This window comes from Lactiplantibacillus daoliensis, from assembly GCF_005405005.1.
GTDB lineage: Bacteria > Bacillota > Bacilli > Lactobacillales > Lactobacillaceae > Lactiplantibacillus > Lactiplantibacillus daoliensis.
Map to the genome: position 1 here is coordinate 214,941 of NZ_BJDH01000001.1, position 22,667 is coordinate 237,607.

The following is a 22,667-nucleotide window of genomic DNA, read 5'->3' on the forward strand; positions in this document are numbered from 1 at the left end:
AGTAATTGACTAGTCTTCAGCTGAAAAAACTTGCTAACCTGCCCACCATTGTCAATCTTTGACTTATTAATTTAAAAGACTTTTCTGTCTGATTGCGGCTCGCCACAATGATTGTGCCGTCCACAAACTTACCACCACGATGAGCCAGCTCAGTGCTGTCATCGACAATGACTTTACAAACATCGCCGCCACAATAACACCAAGAATACCGCCAAGAATTATGCCAAAGATGCCCCGATATGCAACCCGGTCACGGCGAATAAAGTTGACTGCCGAACTCGGCATCAACAACGCACAGGATAACATCATGATTGGAAAGGCAGCAATGGGTGTTAACCCTAAGAAATAGACCATCACCATACATGGGGCGTACAGCCCAACGCCAGCTGCCATCAGTAACCCCAAAATAAAATTACCAATAATTCCAACGACTAGTGGCCAACCTCGCAGACTAGTCGCCTGATTGGCCACCCCTAACAGGCTCACCCAACCGGCTAACTTGGCAGTCATCAAAATTGCCGTCACAACTAAGGCAACCGCCATAATCCGCTGAATACGCTGTTGATTAAGTTTAACCATGAACTCGCTCCCAAGTACCGCGCCGATTGCGGCCGCAACGACTAAACTAATTAATGTCCAGGGATCAACCTGAATCGCCGTCACAAAAAATAAAGCTTCAAATGCAGTTGGAATCGCATGCATCGTGTTCAAGGTCCCCGGGAGCTGCCGTTCATCTTTCAAATAATGAGTAGCCTGAAAAATGGCTGTTGAGGTTACAAAACTCCCGATTCCCAACGTATCCAGAAAATCAGTTACACCACCAATCAGCATGCCAATCCCAAATTGCCGCGCAGTCGGCCGATAATGTTGTCGTCTTGCCCCGCGCACCAACAAAACAAATAACCCCACACTACTTAGTGTTAGGATCGTCACAATTGCAATAATCATCTCTGTTCCTCTCTCTCATTCTGTTAGCATTATACCCGTCTTGACCAAGACTGCCAAAAGAAGGGATACTCTGACAATATCAATATATTTATCAAAGACGAACTTCATAAGCTAGTTATTGCTCAAAATCGATATTTGTCGAACTTTATAATATTAGTTTTTCGTTTATGTTCGTAAATAACGGCAAATCAGCAAATTTACAAGGCTTTCACGATTGCGGCTCACTGAAATCTCTGGTATTCTAAAAACAGTAAAAATTACTAGCACCTTTGAAAGCGAGGACGTCCATGCAATCAGCACAAAATGAGACCAAGCTTAACCGTTCGTTGGGCTTTTGGTCTGCTTTATCGCTCGTGGTCGGGACCGTGATTGGCTCCGGTATCTTTTTCAAACAATCATCCGTTTTAGATAGTGCTGGTTCTACGACCAATGCGCTATTAGCTTGGCTACTTGGCGGGGTTATTACCCTCACCGCCGGCTTAACGATTGCCGAAGTCGGCGCACAAATGCCACATACCGGTGGCCTCTACGTCTACATGGAAAATATCTATGGCAAGATTTGGGGATTCCTATCTGGTTGGATGCAAATTGCCGTCTATGGGCCAGCCATTATTGCCTCAATTGCCGCTTATTTAGGCATTTTGCTCGTTGGCTTCTTCCATCTTAGCAACGGTTGGCAAGCACCGCTCTCGATCGCTGTTATTGTCCTAATCGGGTTACTGAACATGGTGGAAAATCGCTGGGGAGCAGCATTTCAAATTGCCACGACCCTTGGTAAATTATTACCCATTGCGGCAATTATCATTTTTGGGCTATTTTTCGGGGACCAAAATGCTTTTGGTCAAACCTTACACACCGTGCAGCAGTCAACTGGTAGTTTCGGCGTCGCAGTGCTTGCCACCCTCTTCGCCTATGACGGTTGGATTTTAGTTGCCAATCTTGGTGGTGAGATCAAGGAACCTCAAAAGTTATTACCACGTGCGATTATTTTAGGAATTTCACTGGTCTTAGTTGCCTACACACTTGTTACATATGGGATTCTCCATTTTATTCCCGCTGATACGATTCACAAACTCGGTCAGCAAACGACGCTCTATTTCGCCCAAGCCGCTTTTGGGACAATTGGTGGTCGCCTACTCAATATCGGTATTATCATTTCAATGGTCGGCTGTTTAAACGGAAAAATCATGACTTTTCCACGCATCATCTATGCCATGGCGGAGCGTCAACAACTGCCATTTTCAAAACAACTACGCTACTTGAATCCCAAGTCCCACGAACCCATTGTGGCGACCTTGTTCATTCTAGTCTATGCCAGCATTATGATTATCTTCTTTGATCCAGACCGTTTATCGGATCTCTGCATCTTTACAGTCTATTGTTTCTATGTTGCAACTTTCATTGGGGTCTTCTTACTCCGGAAACGTCACCGTGGTGAAAAGCGGCCCTTCTCGACGCCGGCTTTCCCAATTACGCCCTTAATTGCTATTCTCGGGGCACTCTTCGTAATTATCAGCGAAATCGGTTCCGACTTACCAGGGGTTATTCTATCCTTGGTCATCGTGGCTTTGGGCATTCCTGTCTACTACTACAAACAACGACGTGCTAACTAAATTAAAAAACGACTTCCGCAAATTGGAAGTCGTTTTTTACGTCCTTATTTCAAAGCTTGCCGATAGCTATAATAATACAGCGCGCCGACCAGCACGGCACCACCAATCACATTGCCTAAATACACTGGCAATAAATTCATGCCAAATTGTACCCAAGTCGCGCCACCTTCAAAGATCGCTGCCGGAATCAGAAACGCATTCGCAATACTATGCTGAAAGCCAGTCACCACGAAAATCATAATTGGAAACCAGATTCCCATTATCTTGCCAGCGGCATCTTTAGCCCCAAATGATAACCAAACAGCGAGACCAACGAACCAATTACAGCCCACGCCAGAAACAAAGCTTTGCCAAAAGTTAGGTTGAATTTTCCCTTGCGCCATCGTAATTACCGCGGTTTTAAAAACACCCGTGTGCGTCAAGCCAACGAAGTGACCGAAGAAAAAAGCGACTGCCACAGCGCCAATCACATTAGCCACCGTGATAATTGCCAAATTTTGCCAGAATGCAGACCATTTGAGCCGTTTGGCAAACGCTGCTGTACTGACAGCCATCATATTTCCGGTAACGAGTTCACCACCGGCTAGCAAAATGACAATCAAACCGATTGGAAAAACGCTCGCACCAATTAGTGTACTCCCACCACTCGCTGGAATCGCAGCTGAGACCCGAATATCAGCCAAGAAACCCAACGCGATCATCGCCCCACCGACAAATCCCAACAGCCACTTAGCTAACCACGTTTTTTCGACCTTGCCAACGCCCTTTTCGATGCTAGTTTGCAAAATTACTTCTGGATTACTCATCCGATAGACCCCCATATTGTTTTGATAAGTCTACTATACCGGAATCGTTCGTCATTTTCAGCAATTACCCTAAAAAAATCAGTAATCGCTTTGTCTTAATTACCGATTTTCCGAACTTTAGTCTTTATTTGCATTAAATTGATAATTATTATTATAAAAGGCGATGCGATAAGCCCGATAGGCATAAGCCTTTGAGGAAGCATTCTTAATGGTTGCATTGAACACCTGATTACCCGCCTGGTCAACTTCAATCAGATTGCTTTCTTGACCATTATTTTTCATGCCAAAGTCAATCAAGACATTGCCATTGGACTGTTCTTCCGCGTAACCAATGATACTCGTAAAGTTCGCTTTACCTAGCGCTTTTCCATAAGCCCAAGTCTGGTCAATTGTCATTTTGGTCGTATCAATATGATACTTCACCGCCTGGGAATATTTACCGGATGTGGACTTATCACCATTCGTCACTGCAATATTATTATCATATAGCATGATATTCTCACTGCTAGCAGAACTACTACCGTTATTGAGTAAGGTCAGCCCATGTTGCCCACCAGTAATCGTCGTGCCACTCGTTGGGGTTAAAAGATACTTTCTGTATGCTTTCGGCCAGCTCGACTTCTTTTTGCCACTATAGATCCATTTAATTTTCTTGGTTGCGTAATCAATCTTCATAATCATATCTTGGTTCCGACCAGAGATGAGAATGCTATTATCATTTTTGTCATATTCGATCGAATTCTGATGGAACCAATCGATTTTACCATCAGCCCCCTTCTCGTACGCTGCCCACATTGATTTCGGTAAGAGCTTTTTCAAATCAATGACTTTCACAATTTTTCCGGTTTGATGAGAAATTTCCACCATCGTATCTTCTTTGTACTTGGACCCATCCGACACCGTTGCCAATAAATTATGGTTGGGTAACTCAATCAGATCATGATGAATGACCGTGGTTTCCGTGCCACCATCCGTACTGCTGGCGCCACTACCAAACGTGTACTCTTGATAAACGCGCCCCAGATAGTCGGTTTCGATCAAGTCATTGTACACATCGGAGGACTGTTTTTTCTTTGTCAGCATCATGAAATGCCCGCCAGTCCACTGTTCAATCGTATGTTGTGAGTAATTTGTGCTGTACCAGCGAACATTACCGTCAGCGTCAATGGCAAAGGGTTGTTTCGTCGTTCGATCAATCATCGTCAGCTTATTCTGGCCAATTGACATTTTAGTTTTATCCGCTTTAGATACCGTCACTGTGGCATTTTTAACGTATGTCGGTAAGGCACCGGTTTTCAACTGCAAAGTCTTTTTCAAAACCTCGCCGTTCTTCAAGGTTACCGTCAGCTTCACCGTATTGGTCGTATTCGCGTATAGCCCAACGACTGGTACTTGGTGAGTCTTCTGATAACCACCATTGACCGTATTCGTGATACTCGTTTTGGCAGACTTACCAACAACAGTATAGCTGACTTTGGCCGCTTGTGATGTCTTAAAAATGACCAATGCCGTCAGTGGTGAAGTGCCATAAGGATTTACTTTCACATATGGTCTGGCCAACGTGTAAGCAGAATTTGCGGTGGCCTTTTGATACGTCACGGTAGCTGCCTTTTGCTGGGTTGCCCGCGTGTTGACCTTTTTGGTCGCGAGATTTTTCTTAATCTGTGCTTCAGTTAAAGGGGCCTGGTTCGCGCTTGCCTTTGAGGAACGCTCAATTTGAAACCAAGTTAAGCCTCCGACAATCAGCACAATACTCGTGAGTACCGCTAAAATGAGTTGCTTGCGTTTACTTGTCATCTGATTACTCCTGTCACTAATTACTGCCCCGATCGTTCATACGTTCACCTAACCAACTAGTCTAGTTTAAAACGCAGATATGAAAATGTTATGACCAGCATTTGACAATTTTACAAGACGACAAAAAAAGCCTGAGATTTTCATCTCAGACTTTTTTCAAAAATTACTTAGGCAAAAGTTGCAAGTTGTTTCTTTGTTAAGGTGTCGTTCATCCGACCACTCCGGAAACCGCCTAAATCTAAGGTAACATAACGGAAACCAAGTGATTGTAATTGACGGTTAACGCGATCATTGAAGACCAAGAAATCACCAATGCGAGCTTCTGGTAATTCGATCCGTGCAATGTCTTCGTGGAAACGAACCCGAACCGTTGGGAAACCAAGACTACGTAAGTAACTTTCAGCGGCCATAACTTGAGCAATGTTCTCATGAGTCAAAGTAGTCCCGTATGGGAAGCGTGAGGCAACTGAACATGAAGCAACTTTGTTCCAGTTAGTTAAGCCTAATTTTTGTGATAAGGCCCGTACATCAACCTTGTAGAAGTCAGCTTCTTGTAACAAACTCCGTGCACCAGCTTCAGTCCGAGCTTTCATCCCTGGACGGTAATCTTGTTCATCGTTCTTGATCAAGCCATCTAAAACGGCGTTGCTACCATCAGCAGCTGCCATTTCGTTCAAACGATCGTAGAACATCTTTTTAGCATAGTACCAGCTGTCTGGCGTGTTGTGTTCGATATGAGTTTCGCTAAGATAATCCAAAGTAGTTGTCTTAACATTAGCACCTAATTCTTCGGCTAAACTAACGGCCTTGTCGAATTCTTCGTCAGTGAATAATTCAGAGTTGGCAACCACAGCAGTCACATTGTCGCGACCTAAAGTTTCCAAAGCCATCTTCAAAACTAAGGTACTATCAATCCCACCAGAGAAGGCAACTGTAACCTTCTTTAATTCTTTTAATGAATCCATCAATGTTGCTTTTTTCGTTGCTAATCCTGTCATTATAATGACCCTCTTCTAATTTATTTGTTTGATTCCAAAAGTAACTTTTAAAACTAATCAATTCAATCGTTCCCGGTATTTGCCGTCTTAACTAATGCCGAAAAAGCCATGCATGAACCATGCAGCTAATGCGGCGCCTAAGAATGGCGCAATCCCTGGAACTAAAATTCCATATTGCCAATCGTTATCCGCTTTATTCGCAATTGGTAAAATTGCGTGGGCAATTCTTGGTCCCATGTCTCGCGCTAAGTTCATCGCGAATCCAGTTGGACCACCGAGTCCCATCCCGATTGCCCAAACAAGTAACCCAACACCAATTGGAACGACCCCTGGCGTCTTAACAGTCGAAATTGCTAAAATACCAGCAATAAAAATAAATGTATCAAAACATTCTACAAAAAAGTTCCGTGGTAAATTACGAATTGCTGGTGACGTACTGAATAAATTACGAATCGTAATTGGTGAAATCTCGCCAGCCGAAGCCTTGAAATGATCGGCATACATGATCCAAACGATGACTGATCCTGCCACCCCACCTAAAACTTCCGCGATTGAATATGGCACAAACGCTGTCCAAGGAATATTTCCCAACAGACATTGTGCTAAAACCATGGCCGGATTAATTGACACATTTCCAAAGATAAATAACGAAATGGTGATCCCAAATCCCCAAGTCGTAATTGCGAAAATGTGACCAGAGCCACGATACTTGGTGCCTTTTAGCACCGTACTACAATGAACTCCGACCCCAAAGATAATCATGAGGGCCGTGCCCATAAATTCTGCAATTAATTGATGTAACAAAACTCAGCACTCCTTATCTGCTTGGTCAGCGGCGGCTAAAGCCGCCTGATAAACGGTCATAAATGGAACCTGACTTTGCTTGGCTAACCGAACACAATCGGCATACTCCGGCGTTTTTTTCTCAATATCGTCGTAGGTTGCAACTTTAAGCTGCACCGCACCAAAAGTCGTTTGCACCTCAATAAAGTGGCGCCGCATAATGGTCCGTTGCCAAGTTTGATAACGAACCCCAACGGTACTCGTCTCAACCAAAATAATCTTAGTCAGTGACTCTCGCGCCTGAGGGTCACCCAGAACAGACAATTTGGTGGCGGGACGATTTTTCTTCATTTGAATCGGCGTAAAGTAAACGTCAAATGCACCAGCGTCTAACAACTGAGCCATGACATAGCCTAAGCCTTCACCTGTCTGATCGTCTAGATTTGCTTCGATCAACAAGACGGCATCTTTAGTCTGCGTAATAACTTGCTTGCTTAGTTTTTTTTTTCAAAAAGCACTGCTCGCAAGGCATTAAACCCACCGGTATCACGTTTACCAAAGCCATAACCAATCTTGACTGGGGTCGCATCGGCTGGAAGTGGTCCAAATTCTGAAACCAAGGTCTTCACCAAGCCCATCCCAGTTGGGGTGATTAATTCGGTATGAATGTCCAAGCGTTGATTGATTGGCACCTTACTGCCCACTCGCATCTGCATCACAGCAGGCACGGGGACCGGCATTTGCCCATGCGCCACATTAATGAAACCTGAACCATCTGTTAACGGTGACGCAATCAACTGATCAATCTTCATCAGTTCCAATGCCACACAACAACCCACGATGTCCACGATTGAATCCAATGCCCCGACTTCATGAAAATGAACTTCGGCCAGTGGCATTTGATGAACAGTGGCTTCTGCTTGCGCAATTTCAGTAAAAATCGCTTTAGCGTGCGCAATTACGACTGGTGATAAGTCGCTAGCATCAATCAGTGCCAAGATGTCATTCAAGTGGCGGGCATCATGGTGATGATGCCCGGCATCTACTGTGTGACCAGCGTGATGATGAGTTTCAACAAAACCGTGGTCTTTACCACCGTCAACTTCAACATCGAAGCTGGTCCCGTAAATACTACTTTTTGCCAAGCGTTCTTGAGTCAACTGATAGCCTTTGACGTGCAACTTTTCAAGTTCTTGTTTTAACGCGTCGAAATCGAGGCCCAAATCTAACATAGCGCCCAGAAACATATCGCCGCTAATGCCGGAAAAGGCGTCCAAATAAAGTGTTCTCATTTTTAATTCGTACTCCTCTACAATTGATTAATCATACTAGCGGAATAGGCCGCGCCAAAGCCATTATCAATATTCACAACCGTAATTCCTGACGCACAACTATTTAGCATCGTCAGCAATGCCGTCATGCCTTGAAAATTAGTTCCGTAGCCAATACTCGTTGGCACTGCAATCAGTGGTTTGTCGATCAAGCCACCAACGACACTAGCTAAGGCCCCTTCCATCCCAGCAATGACAATCACAACCTTCGCTTGGCGAATCACATCTAGTCGGGCAAATAACCGCTGAATACCCGCAACGCCTACATCGTAGACTCGCTCAACCCGATTGCCGAACGTTTCAGCAGTAATTGCGGCTTCTTCGGCAATCGGCATATCCGACGTCCCAGCCGTCACAATGGCAATATAGTCATCGCGCTTAGGTGTCGGAATGGTCCCAACTGTCATACACTGCGCCGTTTCATGATAAACCGCCTGTGGCAGCTCCGGCTTGATCACTGCAAATTTTTCAGCGGTCAATCGCGTCGTCAAGATTGGTTCAGTTTGCGCCGTCATAGCTTGAATAATGCCAGTGATCTGAGCGGCTGTTTTTCCGGCGCCATAGACAACTTCTGGGAAGCCGTTACGACGTTGACGGTCCAAGTCCACCGATGCAAAACCCAAATCAGCGACTTGATTTCCAGCCAATTGTTTGGTTGCCGTGGCCGGACTGAGTTGTCCAGCAGCGACCGCTTGTAAAATTTCCAGTGTCGTTTTCATTATTTAACGATAACTCCTAAACCATCTGGCACAACCGTGACCTTGGCATCCTTGCCTTCACGGGCATAGGCTTTAGCCATCGCTTCTTCGATCGAAGTTGCCAATTCCATATGCATCCCAGTAATTAAGTCTGGATCAACTAAATCTGACACAAAGATCACATGATGATGCACAAGAATCCGTGCAAAAATTTGGGCAGTCCATTGGTCTGGAATCGTTTTTAACCGTGGCGTATTAATTGCTTGATCCAAAAATTCTTTTGGATCATCAACATCTGCTAAGTTATGGAAGAAGCCTTCACCACCATGACCATCACGTGCACCAGCAACCATGACGATCGTGCCGCCTTCTTTGTTGGTTGCTTCGGCGGCGGTCATCCCTTTAACAGCTTGATAAATGTTTTGATCAAGTGGGTAACCACCATTGGTTGAAATGGCAATATCACAATCTACACCGGGAACACTGGACAAGTCTTTGACAAAGTCACAGCCTACCTTATGAGCAGCTTCCATATCACCAGCAAATGACCCGATAATTTTCTTATCTTCGTCTAAAACAACATTCAAAATAAAGGCCAATTTAGCGGTCCGAGCAGCATAAACCATATCTTTATGAATTGGATTATGCATTAGGTTCCCAGTCCGGGCCTTTGGTGAATTAATGAATTCACCAGAATGGTTCGCCATGATTGTCTTATATGAGGCAACCCCAGGTAAAACGGATTTACGACCACCAGAGAAACCGGCAAAGAAATGCGATTCAATAAAGCCTTCTGAAATTAATAAATCGGCATCCGCAGCGACTTTATTAATAATGCAATCACCACCCGAAGGTAACTGGCCAATTTTAACCATGGCGTCATCATCAGTAGACACATGCATGACGATCTCTTCATTAGCAACGATATCCGCACCATATTTGTTAACTAACTCTTCATGAGTTGAAGGGCGATGGAAACCAGTCGCAACCAAGATACGAATACGAGCGTCTGGCGCAACAGAACGCAAGCGACGTAATAAGATTGGTGTAATGATATGTGATGGGACAGGACGTGTATGGTCAGAACTAATAATGACGATATTTTTCTTACCCTTGGCGAGCGCTTCTAATGAGTCAGAACCGATGGGATTATCTAATGATTTCTCCACCGTTTCTTCTTCTGACAACTTGTTATGATATGTTGCTGCTTCGGAAACAAGCTTACCAGCGAAGTTTTCATCCGGTATTTCAACAGTAATGGTCTTTTTATCATATGGTAAATTAATTTTAACCATGTTTATGGGCATCCTCTTTCAAAAAATGATTTTTTGCGCATGTCAATTGTTATACACGTCCTATTAATCGTTGTCTGTTACATTTAAAGTTTTCAAAAACGATTAACAAATGTATACTTTAAATGCGGTAGTCATCATTACAAAAGATTAGTATGCTTTTCTAAAGTAATTTGGCCCGTGAATGACAACTAAAAATTTACCGTCACTTGACACCCAAATTTACTAATGAAAGAACTGACCTAAGATGGTTTTAACTGATATTGAATATTTATTGAGTTATTTGGAAGTTCATAATGTTCCCAAGATTCGCAAAAAACGCCATACCTACTTGACCTATCATGGTCTCGCAGAACACTATACTTACGTGCTAAAAGACGGCGTCATCAAGAACAGTATCATTTTGCAAGACGGTCGTGAATTTAACTTATCCTACATTGCCAAACCTGATGTCATCTCCTTACTGCGAGATGAAGTATCCCGTTCGACGGATCAACCGTTCAACGTACGGATCGAATCAGATTATGCAACGTTCTACCAGATTAACCGAGTAGATTTTTGGAAATATGTTAACAGTACCGATGAATTGCAAAATTATGTCAAAAACTACTATCGAAAAAAGTTATCCGAAAATATTTCTCGCCTGCAACGAATGGTGATGAATGGTAAAAAAGGAGCAATTTGTGCTTTTATTTATAGTTTAGTGGATCTCTTTGGCCGCAAGACACCGGAAGGCCTGCTGATTGATTTCGTGGTAACCAATGATGATATTGCTGGTTTTTGTGGCATTAGTTCTCGGAGCAGTGTGAACCGGATGTTATCTGAACTCCGTGCCGATGGTGTTATCTCGGTGAAGAATCATAAATTCATTATTCAAGACCTCAGTTACCTCTTAGATCAAATCGCAAATTAGAGAGGTGCTCATCCGTGCATATCCCGGATAATTATTTAAGTCCTGCAACTTGTGGCACACTAGTTTTAGCCGTGGCCCCCGTCTGGACCGTTGCTGTCATCAAAGTCAAAGCGCAAATTAAAGAAAAACGAGAGACGTTACCGATGCTCGGTATTGCCGCTTCATTAGCTTTCTTAATCATGATGTTTAACTTGCCAATTCCAGGTGGGACAACTGCCCATGCCGTGGGTGGGACCCTACTAGCGGTTCTAATTGGGCCGTGGGCGGCGGTTCTGGCGCTGACCGTGACCGTGTTGCTACAGGCATTATTATTCGGTGATGGTGGCATCTTGGCCTTTGGTGCGAATGCCTTCAACATGGCGGTAATTATGCCGATGGTTGGTTATGCCTGCTACCGCGTCGGCGTTAAATTCAAACATCCTAAAGTCGGCTTATTCATTGGCGCCTATTTAGGCATTAATGTGGCCGCGTTAGTCGCTGGTATCGAACTTGGCTTACAACCTTTACTAGCGCACACCGCCAGCGGCGCGCCTTTATACTGTCCTTACGGCTTAAACGTGACTGTTCCAGCCATGTTAGCCGCCCACCTGCTAGTGGCTGGCTGGGTAGAAGCAATCTTCACCGTACTGGTGTATCAATTCGTCCACAAAGTTGCGCCGACTAACCTCTATCAAGTCACCCCGCAACGGTCACGGCGCCCATGGGCATACTTATTAGGTGGCCTGGTCGTGCTGTCACCACTCGGACTACTTGCCAGCAATACGGCTTGGGGCGAATGGAGTCCCGCTGAACTTAAACAACGCTTAGCCGAACAACATATTAGCCAACAAGCACCACAAGGCATGGTGCAAGGATTACATTTCAAGGCTCTCTTCCAAGACTATACGATTGGTAATTTACCAATTAGTGTCGGTTACATTTTATCGGCGATTACGGCAGTTTTGATCTTCTTGCTTTTAATGCGGGGGCTACAACATGACAACCAAACAACCAAATAATTTACCGACTTGGCTCGAACAACCTAATCAGCTGACCAGTCAGCCACAACGTCATAATTTTTTGGCGCATAACCAACAACATTTACAACATTTGTTGGCTCGGCTATCACAACCATTACCCGCAGTTCAATCAAAGCGATGGCAACTCAGTCCCTCAATTAGTTTGCTTCGCTTAGGTATTTTGATCCTATTGATTGCTTTAACCAACAATACAGGTTGGCTCTGGGTTCTGGGGTTGTTACTTGCAGGACACCTTCTCCAGCTATCTCCCTCCCAACTACGCCGCTTCAGTCGTAGTTGGTTGTTGAGTACATTGATTGCGCTGCTCGTGGTATTACCTAGCTATTGGCTCGTTGGACCCGCCACGGTTTTGTTATTTGGCTTTAAAACCGGCTTAATCTTAGCCAGTACACAATATTATCGATTAACCACAACTTTTCAAGAACTCTTATCAGGTTTAAAAACCTTACACTGTCCCAATATATTTATCATGACGCTGGCCATCGCCATCACCTACTTACGAATGCTGGGTCATTATCTGCTGCAAACAATGATGGCGCTAGATATGCGGATGGTTGCGCCAGCCAAACATCCTTACCGCTTGATTGGTACCCTCTTTGGTAATCTCTTTCTAAAGAGTCACGCATATGCACTAGAACTGTACGCTGCCATGGAAGCACGAGGTTTTAATGGCCATTATGTCAATCAACCGGCAACCACTAATCGTTGGCATGATATGTTAACCTTGACCCCTTACTTAGTTTTAGTCGCTGTGTTTATTTTTGGGAGAACTTATGGCATTAATTAAATTAACCAATATTAGTTATGATTATCCAAATACTTGTGGCTTAGACCACCTCAACCTTGAGATCAATACCGGTGACTTCATTTGCTTAATGGGGCCCAATGGTTCCGGTAAATCAACGCTGTTGCGCATCTTAAGCGGCCTCGAAACCGCCAGCCAAGGCGACTACCAGTTTGATGATCAAGCGATTACAGCGGCTTATTTAGCTGATCCACAAGACCGTCAACGGCTACATCAGCAGATTGGCCTGGTCTTTCAAAATACGGATGTACAACTTTTTAACACTTCTGTCGCAGACGAAGTTGCCTTTGGGCCTCGTCAACTGGGCTTACCAGAAGCTGAAATTGCCCAACGCGTCACGGATTGTCTGGAGTTAACGCATAGTTCAGAACTCCGTGACCGCGTGCCTTATCAGTTATCTGGTGGCGAAAAAAAGCGCGTTGCTTTAGCAAGCGTCCTCGCCTTAAATCCGACCGTCTTACTTTTAGACGAACCGCTGAACGGCTTAACAATTGCCGCACAACAACAAATGTTGACCTTGCTGCAAACATTACAGGCTGCCGGTAAAACAATTATTATGGCAAGCCACAATTTTAAACAGGTTCAAGCCGTTGAACCACGGTTCGTTATCTTCAACGCTGATCATCAAATTCAAGCAGATCTCACTGCTGCGGAATTGGCTACTCAGCCAGAGCAACAAGCGGAATTACTAACCTTATAATAAAAATCGTCCCGATCAATTATTGATCAGGACGATTTTTTGCTTTTAATTGAAAGCTGGAATAGCCTGTTACGCTACGTAGGCCAGAGGAAATACCCGATTACTGCCGCTTCCGGTTGTTGCCGATAACATGCGGACGAGGGACCAGTCCAAGCCTCAGAAACGTCTTGAACCTCGCCCGGAAACTTTGCTAAGACCGCAAATCTCCCGAACCATCCGTGTGGTGTAAGGCCGGCTAAAAGAACGCCGGTCAAACGCCACCTTCACGTTCGATGCTATCAGCACACCCTCCAGTTAACCAGTAATTCTTTTTTATCAATCTGTTATTTACACTTAGCGGAGTCAGTCAAAATCGGTATGCAGTGTCGGTAAGATTAGTCGGCGTTCTTGGCTGACTAATCTTACGGGGCAGTTCAAAGACGTGTTTTTCCGGCTTTGAATTGAGGCACTAGAACGCACTTCGGCTGGCACCGTCCCCCACAGCACACCGATTTTAACTGACGGAGCGCTGAGCTTGGACGTAACCGATTACTGGTAGGACTTGTTTTTTTGATACTTTCATAGTTTTTAAGCTAATTTCTTATCTAGGATTCGAGATAACACGGATAACGCATAGCAGATCACGAAGTACATCAATGCGACCATCAAGAACATCGGAATGATGAACGCTGAATTTTGGCCGTAAATGATTTGGGCATGGTTTAATAACTCCGGTAGCACAATGATCGTTGCCAAAGACGTATCCTTAATCAGTGAAATAAATTGGCTCACAATGGTCGGAATCGTCTTCTTAATCGCTTGTGGAAAGACAATGTGCCACAACGCTTGCACATAGGTCATCCCGTTGGCTCTAGCGCCTTCCATTTGACCATAGTCAACGGCTAAAATCCCTGAACGAACGATTTCTGCTAACATTGCCGATTCAAAAATTGTCATTGCAAGCATCGCCGCAAACAAGATTCCGGGTTTAAAACCAAGGTGTGGCAAACCGAAATACGTGAAGAAAATAATCAAGATTAATGGTAAATTACGGACAATGTCCACTACAAAACCAACAATCGCGGACAGATATTTAATTTTAACGTACCGCAATACTCCTAAAATTGAGCCAATAATAAAACTCGCAATAATCGAGATTAACGACACTTCAACGGTCACCCAGAGGCCATCGAGTAAGAATAGAATATTAACCCAAGAATAAGCATCAATAAAATTTTGCATATTTGGCCACCTCCTTTAAGCTAACCGTTTTTCTAAGTGCCGCATGTAATAACTTAATGGTAACGTGATGATCAAATAAAAGACCCCCACGACCATATAACTATTGATGGTATCCAATGATAATGATGCAATCGAATTACCTTGATACATCAGATCAAAACCAGCAACGAACGCCAGCACGGATGAGTTTTTAACCAAGTTGATGAATTGGTTACCCAACGGTGGAATCACGATCTTAAACGCTTGTGGCAACACAATATGCTGCATCGCTTGCCAATAGGTTAACCCATTCGACCGCGCGCCTTCCATCTGACCAGTATCAACAGATTGAATCCCGGCCCGAACTGTTTCAGCAATGAAAGACGACGTGTAGATGGTCAACCCAATCGTTCCCGCGGTGAAGCCATCAATTTTAGCAACGTACATCGGAATGATGACATAGAAGAACATCGCAATGACTAGCAACGGAATGTTTCGGAACAACTCGATATAAATTCGACCGATAATCCGCATTGCCCGATTTGGTAAGACTTCAAAGATCGCAAACATCGTCCCAATAATCGTACTGAAGACCAGTGCAATCAGACTAGACAGTAAGGTATAGCCGAGCCCCTGAATCAACTCTGACCAGTAGTGCGTTAGAATATACCACATTAGCGCGACGCCTCCTTATAGTCAAAGCCAGCGACATTACCAAACCACTTCTTTAAGATGCGGTTATACGTGCCATCAGCTTCAATTTCTATTAATGCTTGATTAACTTCCTTTTTGAATGGTGCTTGGCCCTTATTGATGGCAATCCCATACGGTTCCTTGGTGAAGGTTCCCCCAACAACTTCGTAACCTGGATTTTGTGAGGCCATCCCATATAAAATCCCATTATCAGTTGTTAAAGCGACCCCTTGACCAGATTTCAATGCCGTCATGGCCTGCGCATAATCCGATAATTCAAGCACTTTCGCTTTCGGTGCGAACTTTTTAATGTTCGCAACTGAGTTGGCCCCCGTGACACCGATTACCTTGGTACCAGTTTTATTCAAGTCTTGAACTGACTTGATTGAGCTACCCTTTTTGACTAATAAGGATTGACCAGCATCAAAATAGGACTTTGAAAAATCAACTTGCTTTTCGCGTTCTGGCGTAATGGTCATCGTTGCAATAATTGCATCGATATTTCCATTCTTCAGCAATGGAATTCGTGTTTGACTCGTGACTTGCACAAATTTAGCCTTACCGTTCTTGCCTAAAATCTTCTTAGTAATCGCAGTTGCGATGTCCGCATCGAAACCTTTAATCGTATTATCCTTCACGTCCATCAACCCGAATAACTTGGTGTCGGCTTTGACACCCCAGGTAATCGTGTTGCTGGCGCGATCATTGGTTAACACGTCTTGTTGTGATAATGATTTTCGTGAGCCACAGGCGGTTAAAAATACTGTCAGCAGGCCTAACATGCCAATGACCACGAGATATCGTGTAAACTTTTTCATAGACGACCCTCCCCGGCTGACTAGTGTGTGATAATTTTGCTCAAGAATTGACGCGCTCGTTCATTAGTTGGTTCACCATCAAAGAATTGTTCCTTACGGTCATCCTCTAAGATCTCGCCATCTGCCATGAAGATTACTCGGTCAGCAACTTCACGGGCAAAACCCATTTCATGGGTAACGACCAGCATCGTCATACTGGAATCCTCAGCAACATTCTTCATCACGTTTAACACGTCATCGATCATTTCGGGATCTAGTGCGGAGGTTGGTTCGTCAAATAACAAACATTTTGGCTTCATTGCTAATGACCGTGCAATGGCAATTCGTTGCGATTGACCACCAGAGAGTTGACTCGGCAAATTGCCGGCCTTATCTGCTAACCCAACACTGTCTAGCAAATCCATCGCCAACTTTTTATTTTCAGCTTCTGGTCGTTTTAAAACTAACCGTGGTGCAATCATGATATTTTCTAAGACAGTCTTATTCGCATAGAGGTTAAAGTGCTGGAACACCATGCCGACATTTTTACGAATCTTATTCATATCAGTCTTTTTATCGGCTAAATCAAAACCCGTGACTAATAACTGACCCGATTGAACGCGTTCCAAACCATTAACGGTCCGAATCAAAGTACTTTTACCGGAACCAGACGGTCCAATCAAAACCACTTTTTCGCCTTCGTTAATTGTTAAATTAATATTTTTTAGGGCGTGGAATTCTCCGTAATACTTTTCCACGTTATGAAATTCGATCATTGACATGGCGTCACCATCGCTTTCTTTTGCCAGACATTTACCTGACATTTTTATTTAATCGCATTAATCTTTTTGTTAATAAATCCTTATTCTTCGTTAATGCTATTTAAATAGTTTAATACATAATTAGTAAATCTGTCAAAAAACAAGCAAATATTGGCCGTAATCAACAAAATTGTGGGTCTTCTTGTCGTATTTTTAGGCTAATTTGACCGAAAATAATGTGAATTATTCGTGATTATTGAACAAGTCAGGCTAATCACCGGATTAATATTCGGTTTTGCGGTTCAAAAAATTTTTTATTGGAAATATTTAACTGTTTTGAAACCTGCCTTACTCAAATTGAACAGTATTCAACCAGTTAGTCCTCTCAGAGGTGATGTGATAAACGTCATCAAACGGCTCATAATGGCGCATCAGATAATTTGATCACCGCCAGTCTCAAGATGTTGATTCAGGGCACATTGATGATCTTTTCAGGACCAATCCTGTTAGTCGTCTGTTACCAACATGGCTTAAGAAAACTGCGCCGTAAAAACTAAATTAACGTAAAAAGCAGACCATAATCAACAATATTTGCTGATTATGGTCTGCTTTAAGCTAACGGCCAATGACGTCATTAAAATGCATGTTCAGTTTTCTGACCATTTAAAATTGTTAAAACATCATCTAAACTAATATCGACCATATTTTTAACGGCCAAGTTCGTGTAGAACCCAACGTGGGGAGTCAAAATGACGTTTGGCATTTGCATTAATTGCGCAATCAAGCTATCAGTCAAGACTTCACCTTGATGGTTCTGGTTGAATAAGGCTGCTTCGCCCTCAACTGTATCCAAGGCCGCACCGGCAATTTCACCAGCTTTCAAGGCAGCAACTAAATCGGCCGTGACAATTACTGGGCCACGGGACGCATTAATAATGAACGCGTCTGACTTCATCAATTTCAACGCCGAAGCGTCAATCAAGGCCTTCGAGGTCTCATTTAAATCAACATGTAACGTCACTACGTCAGCTTGCTTCAACAAGTCTTCCTTAGTATCAACATAAGTCAACACATCCGTTAACTCGTCGTGATGGACAACATCGTAAGCAATCACTTTGGCCCCTAAACCGTGGAATAACTTGGCGACCGTCCCGCCAATCCGGCCAGCCCCAATCACACCAACAGTCAACGAGCGAATTTCACGTGCTTGCAACCCGGCCCACTGGAAGTTTTGTTGACTAATGCGACTGTCAAATAGTTCTAGGTTCCGAATCAAACGCATTGTCTGGGTCACAGCCATTTCGGCAACAGAGTTCGGTGAGTAGGCTGGAACGTTGGTGACCGTTAAGCCCGCAGCTTTGGCGGCTGGAATATCAATCGTATCCACACCAGCGGTCCGACTCGTAATTTGTTTCAAACCGTAGTCGGCTAATTTTTGATAAACGGTTGGATCGTCCCCAATCGCACTACGTTGTTGAATCACGACCCCATCGTAGCCCTTCGTTAAGTCCGCCGTTTCTGGGTGAAATTCTAAATCGTTGGTATCCACTTGGACGTCATTCTTAGCAGCCCAATCTTTAATCGCACTTTCTTCATCATCGCGTACACTGTACATTAAAATTTTCATTAATTCGTCTCCGTTTCAGTTTCTTTACTAGCAACATAGTCGCCAATGCGTTGAACAGCCGTTTGTAGATTTTCCATTGAAGCCGCGTAACTAATCCGTACATAGCCTTCACCACCAGGGCCAAATGAACTCCCAGGAATCAAGGCAACCCGAGCATCATGGGCCAATTCACGACAGAATGCCATACTATCTTGTGGCAAACCAGCTGGAATTTTACTGAACAGGTAGAAGGCCCCTTCTGGCTTAGCTGACTTGAAACCAAGTTTGTTTAAGGCTTCATACAAGTAATCCCGCCGTGCCAAGTATTCCTTCTTCATGACTTGCGCATCATCCATCCCGTTGCTTAAGGCTTCCGCAGCTGCGGCCTGTGCATTGGCGGTCGTAGTCGTCACTGTAAATTGATGAATTTTACCAAGTTGCGCCGTAATTGCTTTCGGTGCGCACATGATCCCAATTCTCCAGCCTGTCATCGCGTGGGATTTTGAGACCCCATTTAATAGAATCGTTTGTTCTGGCAAGTATTTGGCAATTGACACATGGGCTGCACCATAAGTCAATTCACTGTAGATTTCATCGGATAGCACAAAGATTGGTTTATCAGCTAAGACGTCCGCCAATGCCTTCAAATCAGCATCACGGTAGGTGACACCAGTTGGATTGGATGGGAAGTTTAGAACAACCGCCTTGGCCTTGGGATGATCAGCCAATGTCTGAGTCAATTGTTCCGGCGACAAAACAAAGTCATTCTTTGAGGTATCCATGAAGACCGGCACCGCACCATTGAGTTTGGCGATAGCAATGTACAATGGGAAGATCGGTGTTGGAATCAGCACTTCATCGCCGGGGTTTAAAATTGAACTCAACGCGGTGTAAATCCCGCCGGTCGCGCCGGCGGTAATAATGACTTCATTTTCAGGATCATAGTGGACATCGTACTTCTCCGCTAAGAAATTCGCAGCAGCAGTCCGTAAGGCCATCGTCCCATTTGATGGCGCATAATGACTTTCGTTATTTTTAATACTTTGAATGGCCGCGTCTTTAACGTGTTCAGGAGTGTTAAAGTCAGGTTCGCCAAGGGTTAAACGAACAATTCCGGGAATATTTGCGATTTCTGCGTTAAACGCGAGGATATCGGATGGTTGAATGGCACTAAGCTGGTTGTTCATGTGTTGCACTAATGTTTCAGAATCAATTGACATATGGGTTTCCTCCCAGAATTTTTTTGTTGGTTTGGGGTCTGATCTGTGACCATGACGTGATTTCTGTGAAAACAAAAAACACACCCGCTGAAAATTCAAAGGGTGTGTTGCTTAAAAATCTTATTTATAGCCACCCTTGGAATTTTCGAACATCCATGGGCGCCATTGAATCGCAAAAAGCCTTTGGCAAGCCGCATCGATGCAAACATCGGATTCGTGTTTGCACCTATGCAGCAGGCACAAACACTAGCGAAAATACCAAAAGTAAAAGCTAGTTGAAGTTTTTGGGCGATTCAATCGTAATGACATATCATTAGCTCCTCATCAATTATTAATCTAACTATAACAATCCAAATAATCACTGTCAACGGTTAATTTGATATACTGAAAGTAAATTATGGTTGAAAGGATGATACTCAATGACTTATCAAGCAATCATGTTTGATATCGACGGCACCCTCACCAATAGCCAACCAGCCTATGCCAAGGTGATGGGACAAGTTTTAAGTGAATATGGCAAACCCTTTACAGTAACGGATGCGCAAGCAACTTTCCCAATGGCGGCCGAACAAGCAATGGCCCACCTTGGCATCGCCGCGGATGACTTTGACCATTTTCAAGCGCGCTACGAAGCCGTGATGGCCGACCATTATCAAGATATTACCTTGTATCCTGGAATTGCCGCTCTCTTGCAACAGTTACCGACCGACGTAAAACTAGGCATTGTGACTTCACAACGTCGCAACGAAATGGAAAGCGGGATGGCCCAATATGACTTTATGGACCAGCTCGCTGTCACCATTAGTGCCGATGACACGCCAAAACGAAAGCCAGATCCATTGCCATTGTTGACAGCGTTAGCCCGGATCGGTGTTCAACCTAGCGACGCCCTATTCGTTGGGGATTCTCTGAGCGATGAACAAACGGCCGCGGCAGCCAAGGTTGCTTTTGGCTTAGCCGTTTGGGGCATGGACCCGAACGCGGATCATCAACAAACCGCCTATCGTTTTAAACAACCTTTAGATATTTTGACACTCTTTTAATCAGCTAACAGATTTCGGGATATAATTCAGATTCTATAAGAAAATGAGGTAATAAATTCTCGATTTGAGAATTTATTACCTCATTTTTTCTTTTGTGAACTTTTTTTAGAATCTAGGTCTTTTTTCCCAGACTCGCGAGTAAGAAAATTTTAAATGCAGATACTTCTGAAATTTCAGAAATTATTTCGATGATTTAAGAGGATCTCTTTAAGTGCCTCTTTAACAAGACGGGTTTGCGTTGCAGAAACAACGAGAGCAATCTCCGTAATTTCCTGAATCTGATCGTCATTAAGCGAGGAACTATCGGAAGTTGCTTTTTTAATATGTTCAGCGAATTTACTTTGAAGATTAGAATCTTTAGCTGTTCTTTCCAAGGCAGAGCTAAATGCATTATTAATATCATTAGCGGTTAATTGGTTCAAAATCATCACCTCCTTAAGCTAATTATCGCATAAAGAACGGAGGCGGTAGTGATGGAAGCTTGTCGTAAAAAAGTAAAAGAAGTCCACGTGTCTTGCCCTTCAAAAGTGACTGAGCGCTATTTCCGCTTGGATGAAAACGGGGTGGTTGCTGTCACCGTCAGCTGTGCATCCGCAGCATGTCCAAAATAGTTTTGTAGGGCCGTAAAGGTCGCGTTTAAAAAGCCCGGATACCCGTTTTTAAATCATTTGATTATCAGCAGTGAGTTGAATGACGTCATCTAAAGCCACGTCCGTGACAGTCAGAAAACGTCCCGGTCTGTTTTTTTAATTCAAAAAATTGACAATCACAAGCTAACTTCACAGAAATCTTACTGTGCTAAAAAGGCATTAGCTCTTCTAACAAAGTCAGAACCATTTTGAAAAATACTGCCATGGCCAGCATCCGGATAGATAACCAATTCACTGTTGGTTAATTGCCGATGCAAGTCATAGGTATTCGGATCAGTCGGTACCATGCGGTCATGGTCACCGTTCAAGATTAATACTGGTTGTGTAATTCCAGAAAGATCAGCTGGTTCGGCACGTCCCCAACGGTTAATCGCTTTTAGCTGCCGGCGATACGCCACCCATGAAATCGTGCGATCCCGCTGTTGTTGTCGCCGTTTCAGCCGTTTTAAAAACTGTTTTGCGCTAGTTTTCCCATTTTCCGTTCGCGTGAAAAATAAGGTCGTTTTGATATCTGTTAAGGTGAAAATTGCGCGAACCAAGTCCATGTCTGAAATCTTAGTCACATTCTCAATGCCTTCGCCACCCCGAGGACCAGTCCCCGCCAAAATCACATGCTGCGCGAGCTTAGGTTGTTGTAATAACATTTCTTGCACAACCATGCCACCCATTGAAAAACCGAGCAGATTAACTTTAGTCAAATGCATGGCCTTAATGAAATTCAGCGTGTCACTAGCCATCCCTTGGATACTCGTTGGCACGTGCCCACTTGAACTCCCGACACCTTGATAATCAAACGTAATCACGCGTTGATTTTGGGCTAAACCATCGATCACTTCCGGATCCCAATTATCCAAATTTGCAGAAAGATGCGTTACCGCAACTAGTGGCACGCCAACTGGATCGCCTAAATCACGATAAGCATAAGTGACGCCATTGCTGGCCGTTATTTTTTGAGTAGGAACTTTTGTATAAGTCGTATTTTTCATCTTAATCA

General features: G+C 43.9%; 23 protein-coding genes. 6 read left to right on the plus strand and 17 right to left on the minus strand.

All coding sequences use genetic code 11. The features are described 5' to 3' along the window. Positions 1–66: 66 nt before the first annotated feature. On the minus strand, positions 67–948 hold the full coding sequence (locus tag FFM64_RS01065) for a TSUP family transporter (RefSeq protein ID WP_137606146.1): 882 nt from the start codon (positions 946–948) through the stop codon (positions 67–69). A gap of 287 nt (positions 949–1,235) precedes the next feature. On the opposite strand from FFM64_RS01065, the gene FFM64_RS01070 reads away from it, so the two are divergent. After that, complete coding sequence (locus tag FFM64_RS01070; protein ID WP_137606147.1) at positions 1,236–2,561, plus strand: APC family permease; 1,326 nt, start codon at positions 1,236–1,238, stop codon at positions 2,559–2,561. Between the two features lie 44 nt (positions 2,562–2,605). On the opposite strand, the gene FFM64_RS01075 is transcribed toward FFM64_RS01070, so the two are convergent. From FFM64_RS01075 to larA, 8 genes are all read right to left on the minus strand, one after another. Further along, entirely contained in the window at positions 2,606–3,367 is a 762-nt protein-coding gene (locus FFM64_RS01075) for a formate/nitrite transporter family protein (protein ID WP_137606148.1), read from the minus strand. A gap of 117 nt (positions 3,368–3,484) precedes the next feature. After that, positions 3,485–5,164 (minus strand): aryl-sulfate sulfotransferase, encoded by a 1,680-nt coding sequence (locus FFM64_RS01080; protein ID WP_137606149.1) that lies wholly within the window; start codon positions 5,162–5,164, stop codon positions 3,485–3,487. A gap of 167 nt (positions 5,165–5,331) precedes the next feature. Continuing rightward, a complete protein-coding gene (gene larE / locus FFM64_RS01085) occupies positions 5,332–6,162 on the minus strand; it encodes an ATP-dependent sacrificial sulfur transferase LarE (RefSeq protein ID WP_137606150.1) in 831 nt (276 codons plus the stop codon). An 87-nt stretch (positions 6,163–6,249) separates the two neighbouring features. Then, positions 6,250–6,966, minus strand: coding sequence for a D/L-lactic acid transporter LarD (larD, locus tag FFM64_RS01090; protein ID WP_137606151.1), 717 nt, complete (start codon positions 6,964–6,966; stop codon positions 6,250–6,252). Between the two features lie 3 nt (positions 6,967–6,969). Continuing rightward, positions 6,970–7,401 carry a nickel pincer cofactor biosynthesis protein LarC2 gene (gene larC2, locus FFM64_RS12435; protein WP_137606373.1) on the minus strand — a complete coding sequence of 144 codons (432 nt, stop codon included), beginning with the start codon at positions 7,399–7,401 and terminating at the stop codon, positions 6,970–6,972. 38 nt (positions 7,402–7,439) lie between these two features. After that, entirely contained in the window at positions 7,440–8,237 is a 798-nt protein-coding gene (larC, locus tag FFM64_RS12440; protein ID WP_137606152.1) for a nickel pincer cofactor biosynthesis protein LarC, read from the minus strand. A 17-nt stretch (positions 8,238–8,254) separates the two neighbouring features. Continuing rightward, positions 8,255–8,995 carry a nickel pincer cofactor biosynthesis protein LarB gene (gene larB, locus FFM64_RS01105; protein WP_137606153.1) on the minus strand — a complete coding sequence of 247 codons (741 nt, stop codon included), beginning with the start codon at positions 8,993–8,995 and terminating at the stop codon, positions 8,255–8,257. After that, positions 8,995–10,269 carry a nickel-dependent lactate racemase gene (larA, locus tag FFM64_RS01110; protein ID WP_137606154.1) on the minus strand — a complete coding sequence of 425 codons (1,275 nt, stop codon included), beginning with the start codon at positions 10,267–10,269 and terminating at the stop codon, positions 8,995–8,997. Before larA ends, larB begins: the two co-directional genes overlap by 1 nt. Positions 10,270–10,513: 244 nt before the next feature. Between larA and FFM64_RS01115 the strand changes: the two genes are divergently transcribed. The 4 genes from FFM64_RS01115 to FFM64_RS01130 are packed head-to-tail and all read left to right on the plus strand — an operon-like array spanning position 10,514 to position 13,703. Continuing rightward, on the plus strand, positions 10,514–11,179 hold the full coding sequence (locus tag FFM64_RS01115) for a Crp/Fnr family transcriptional regulator (protein WP_137606155.1): 666 nt from the start codon (positions 10,514–10,516) through the stop codon (positions 11,177–11,179). A 14-nt stretch (positions 11,180–11,193) separates the two neighbouring features. Continuing rightward, positions 11,194–12,177 (plus strand): cobalt transporter CbiM, encoded by a 984-nt coding sequence (gene cbiM / locus FFM64_RS01120; RefSeq protein ID WP_137606156.1) that lies wholly within the window; start codon positions 11,194–11,196, stop codon positions 12,175–12,177. After that, the gene (locus tag FFM64_RS01125; protein ID WP_137606157.1) at positions 12,155–12,985 is read left to right on the plus strand and encodes an energy-coupling factor transporter transmembrane component T; all 831 of its coding nucleotides are present in this window, start codon (positions 12,155–12,157) and stop codon (positions 12,983–12,985) included. The genes cbiM and FFM64_RS01125 overlap by 23 nt, the downstream gene beginning before the upstream one ends. Continuing rightward, positions 12,972–13,703: an energy-coupling factor ABC transporter ATP-binding protein gene (locus tag FFM64_RS01130; protein ID WP_137606158.1), complete on the plus strand. Its 732-nt coding sequence runs from the start codon at positions 12,972–12,974 to the stop codon at positions 13,701–13,703. The genes FFM64_RS01125 and FFM64_RS01130 overlap by 14 nt, the downstream gene beginning before the upstream one ends. Positions 13,704–14,270: 567 nt before the next feature. Here FFM64_RS01130 and FFM64_RS01135 read toward each other — a convergent pair. The 6 genes from FFM64_RS01135 to FFM64_RS01160 all read right to left on the minus strand — a co-directional run bounded on the left by FFM64_RS01135 (position 14,271) and on the right by FFM64_RS01160 (position 19,980). Beyond that, on the minus strand, positions 14,271–14,924 hold the full coding sequence (locus tag FFM64_RS01135) for an amino acid ABC transporter permease (RefSeq protein WP_137606159.1): 654 nt from the start codon (positions 14,922–14,924) through the stop codon (positions 14,271–14,273). Between the two features lie 15 nt (positions 14,925–14,939). After that, entirely contained in the window at positions 14,940–15,578 is a 639-nt protein-coding gene (locus tag FFM64_RS01140) for an amino acid ABC transporter permease (protein WP_137606160.1), read from the minus strand. Further along, the gene (locus FFM64_RS01145) at positions 15,578–16,414 is read right to left on the minus strand and encodes a glutamate ABC transporter substrate-binding protein (RefSeq protein WP_137606161.1); all 837 of its coding nucleotides are present in this window, start codon (positions 16,412–16,414) and stop codon (positions 15,578–15,580) included. The genes FFM64_RS01140 and FFM64_RS01145 overlap by 1 nt, the downstream gene beginning before the upstream one ends. 20 nt (positions 16,415–16,434) lie before the next feature. Further along, positions 16,435–17,175 (minus strand): amino acid ABC transporter ATP-binding protein, encoded by a 741-nt coding sequence (locus FFM64_RS01150; protein WP_137606374.1) that lies wholly within the window; start codon positions 17,173–17,175, stop codon positions 16,435–16,437. 613 nt (positions 17,176–17,788) lie between these two features. After that, complete coding sequence (locus tag FFM64_RS01155; protein WP_137606162.1) at positions 17,789–18,781, minus strand: D-2-hydroxyacid dehydrogenase; 993 nt, start codon at positions 18,779–18,781, stop codon at positions 17,789–17,791. Next, positions 18,781–19,980, minus strand: a complete 1,200-nt coding sequence (locus FFM64_RS01160; RefSeq protein ID WP_137606163.1) for an aminotransferase class I/II-fold pyridoxal phosphate-dependent enzyme — start codon at positions 19,978–19,980, stop codon at positions 18,781–18,783. The genes FFM64_RS01155 and FFM64_RS01160 overlap by 1 nt, the downstream gene beginning before the upstream one ends. 419 nt (positions 19,981–20,399) lie before the next feature. Between FFM64_RS01160 and FFM64_RS01165 the strand changes: the two genes are divergently transcribed. After that, a complete protein-coding gene (locus FFM64_RS01165; RefSeq protein ID WP_137606164.1) occupies positions 20,400–21,023 on the plus strand; it encodes an HAD family hydrolase in 624 nt (207 codons plus the stop codon). A 173-nt stretch (positions 21,024–21,196) separates the two neighbouring features. Here the strand turns inward: FFM64_RS01165 and FFM64_RS01170 are convergent, their stop codons facing one another. Both FFM64_RS01170 and FFM64_RS01175 read right to left on the minus strand, forming a co-directional pair. Further along, entirely contained in the window at positions 21,197–21,445 is a 249-nt protein-coding gene (locus FFM64_RS01170) for a hypothetical protein (RefSeq protein WP_137606165.1), read from the minus strand. Positions 21,446–21,813: 368 nt separating this feature from the next. Beyond that, positions 21,814–22,659, minus strand: a complete 846-nt coding sequence (locus FFM64_RS01175) for an alpha/beta fold hydrolase (protein ID WP_137606166.1) — start codon at positions 22,657–22,659, stop codon at positions 21,814–21,816. Between the last annotated feature and the right edge of the window lie 8 nt (positions 22,660–22,667).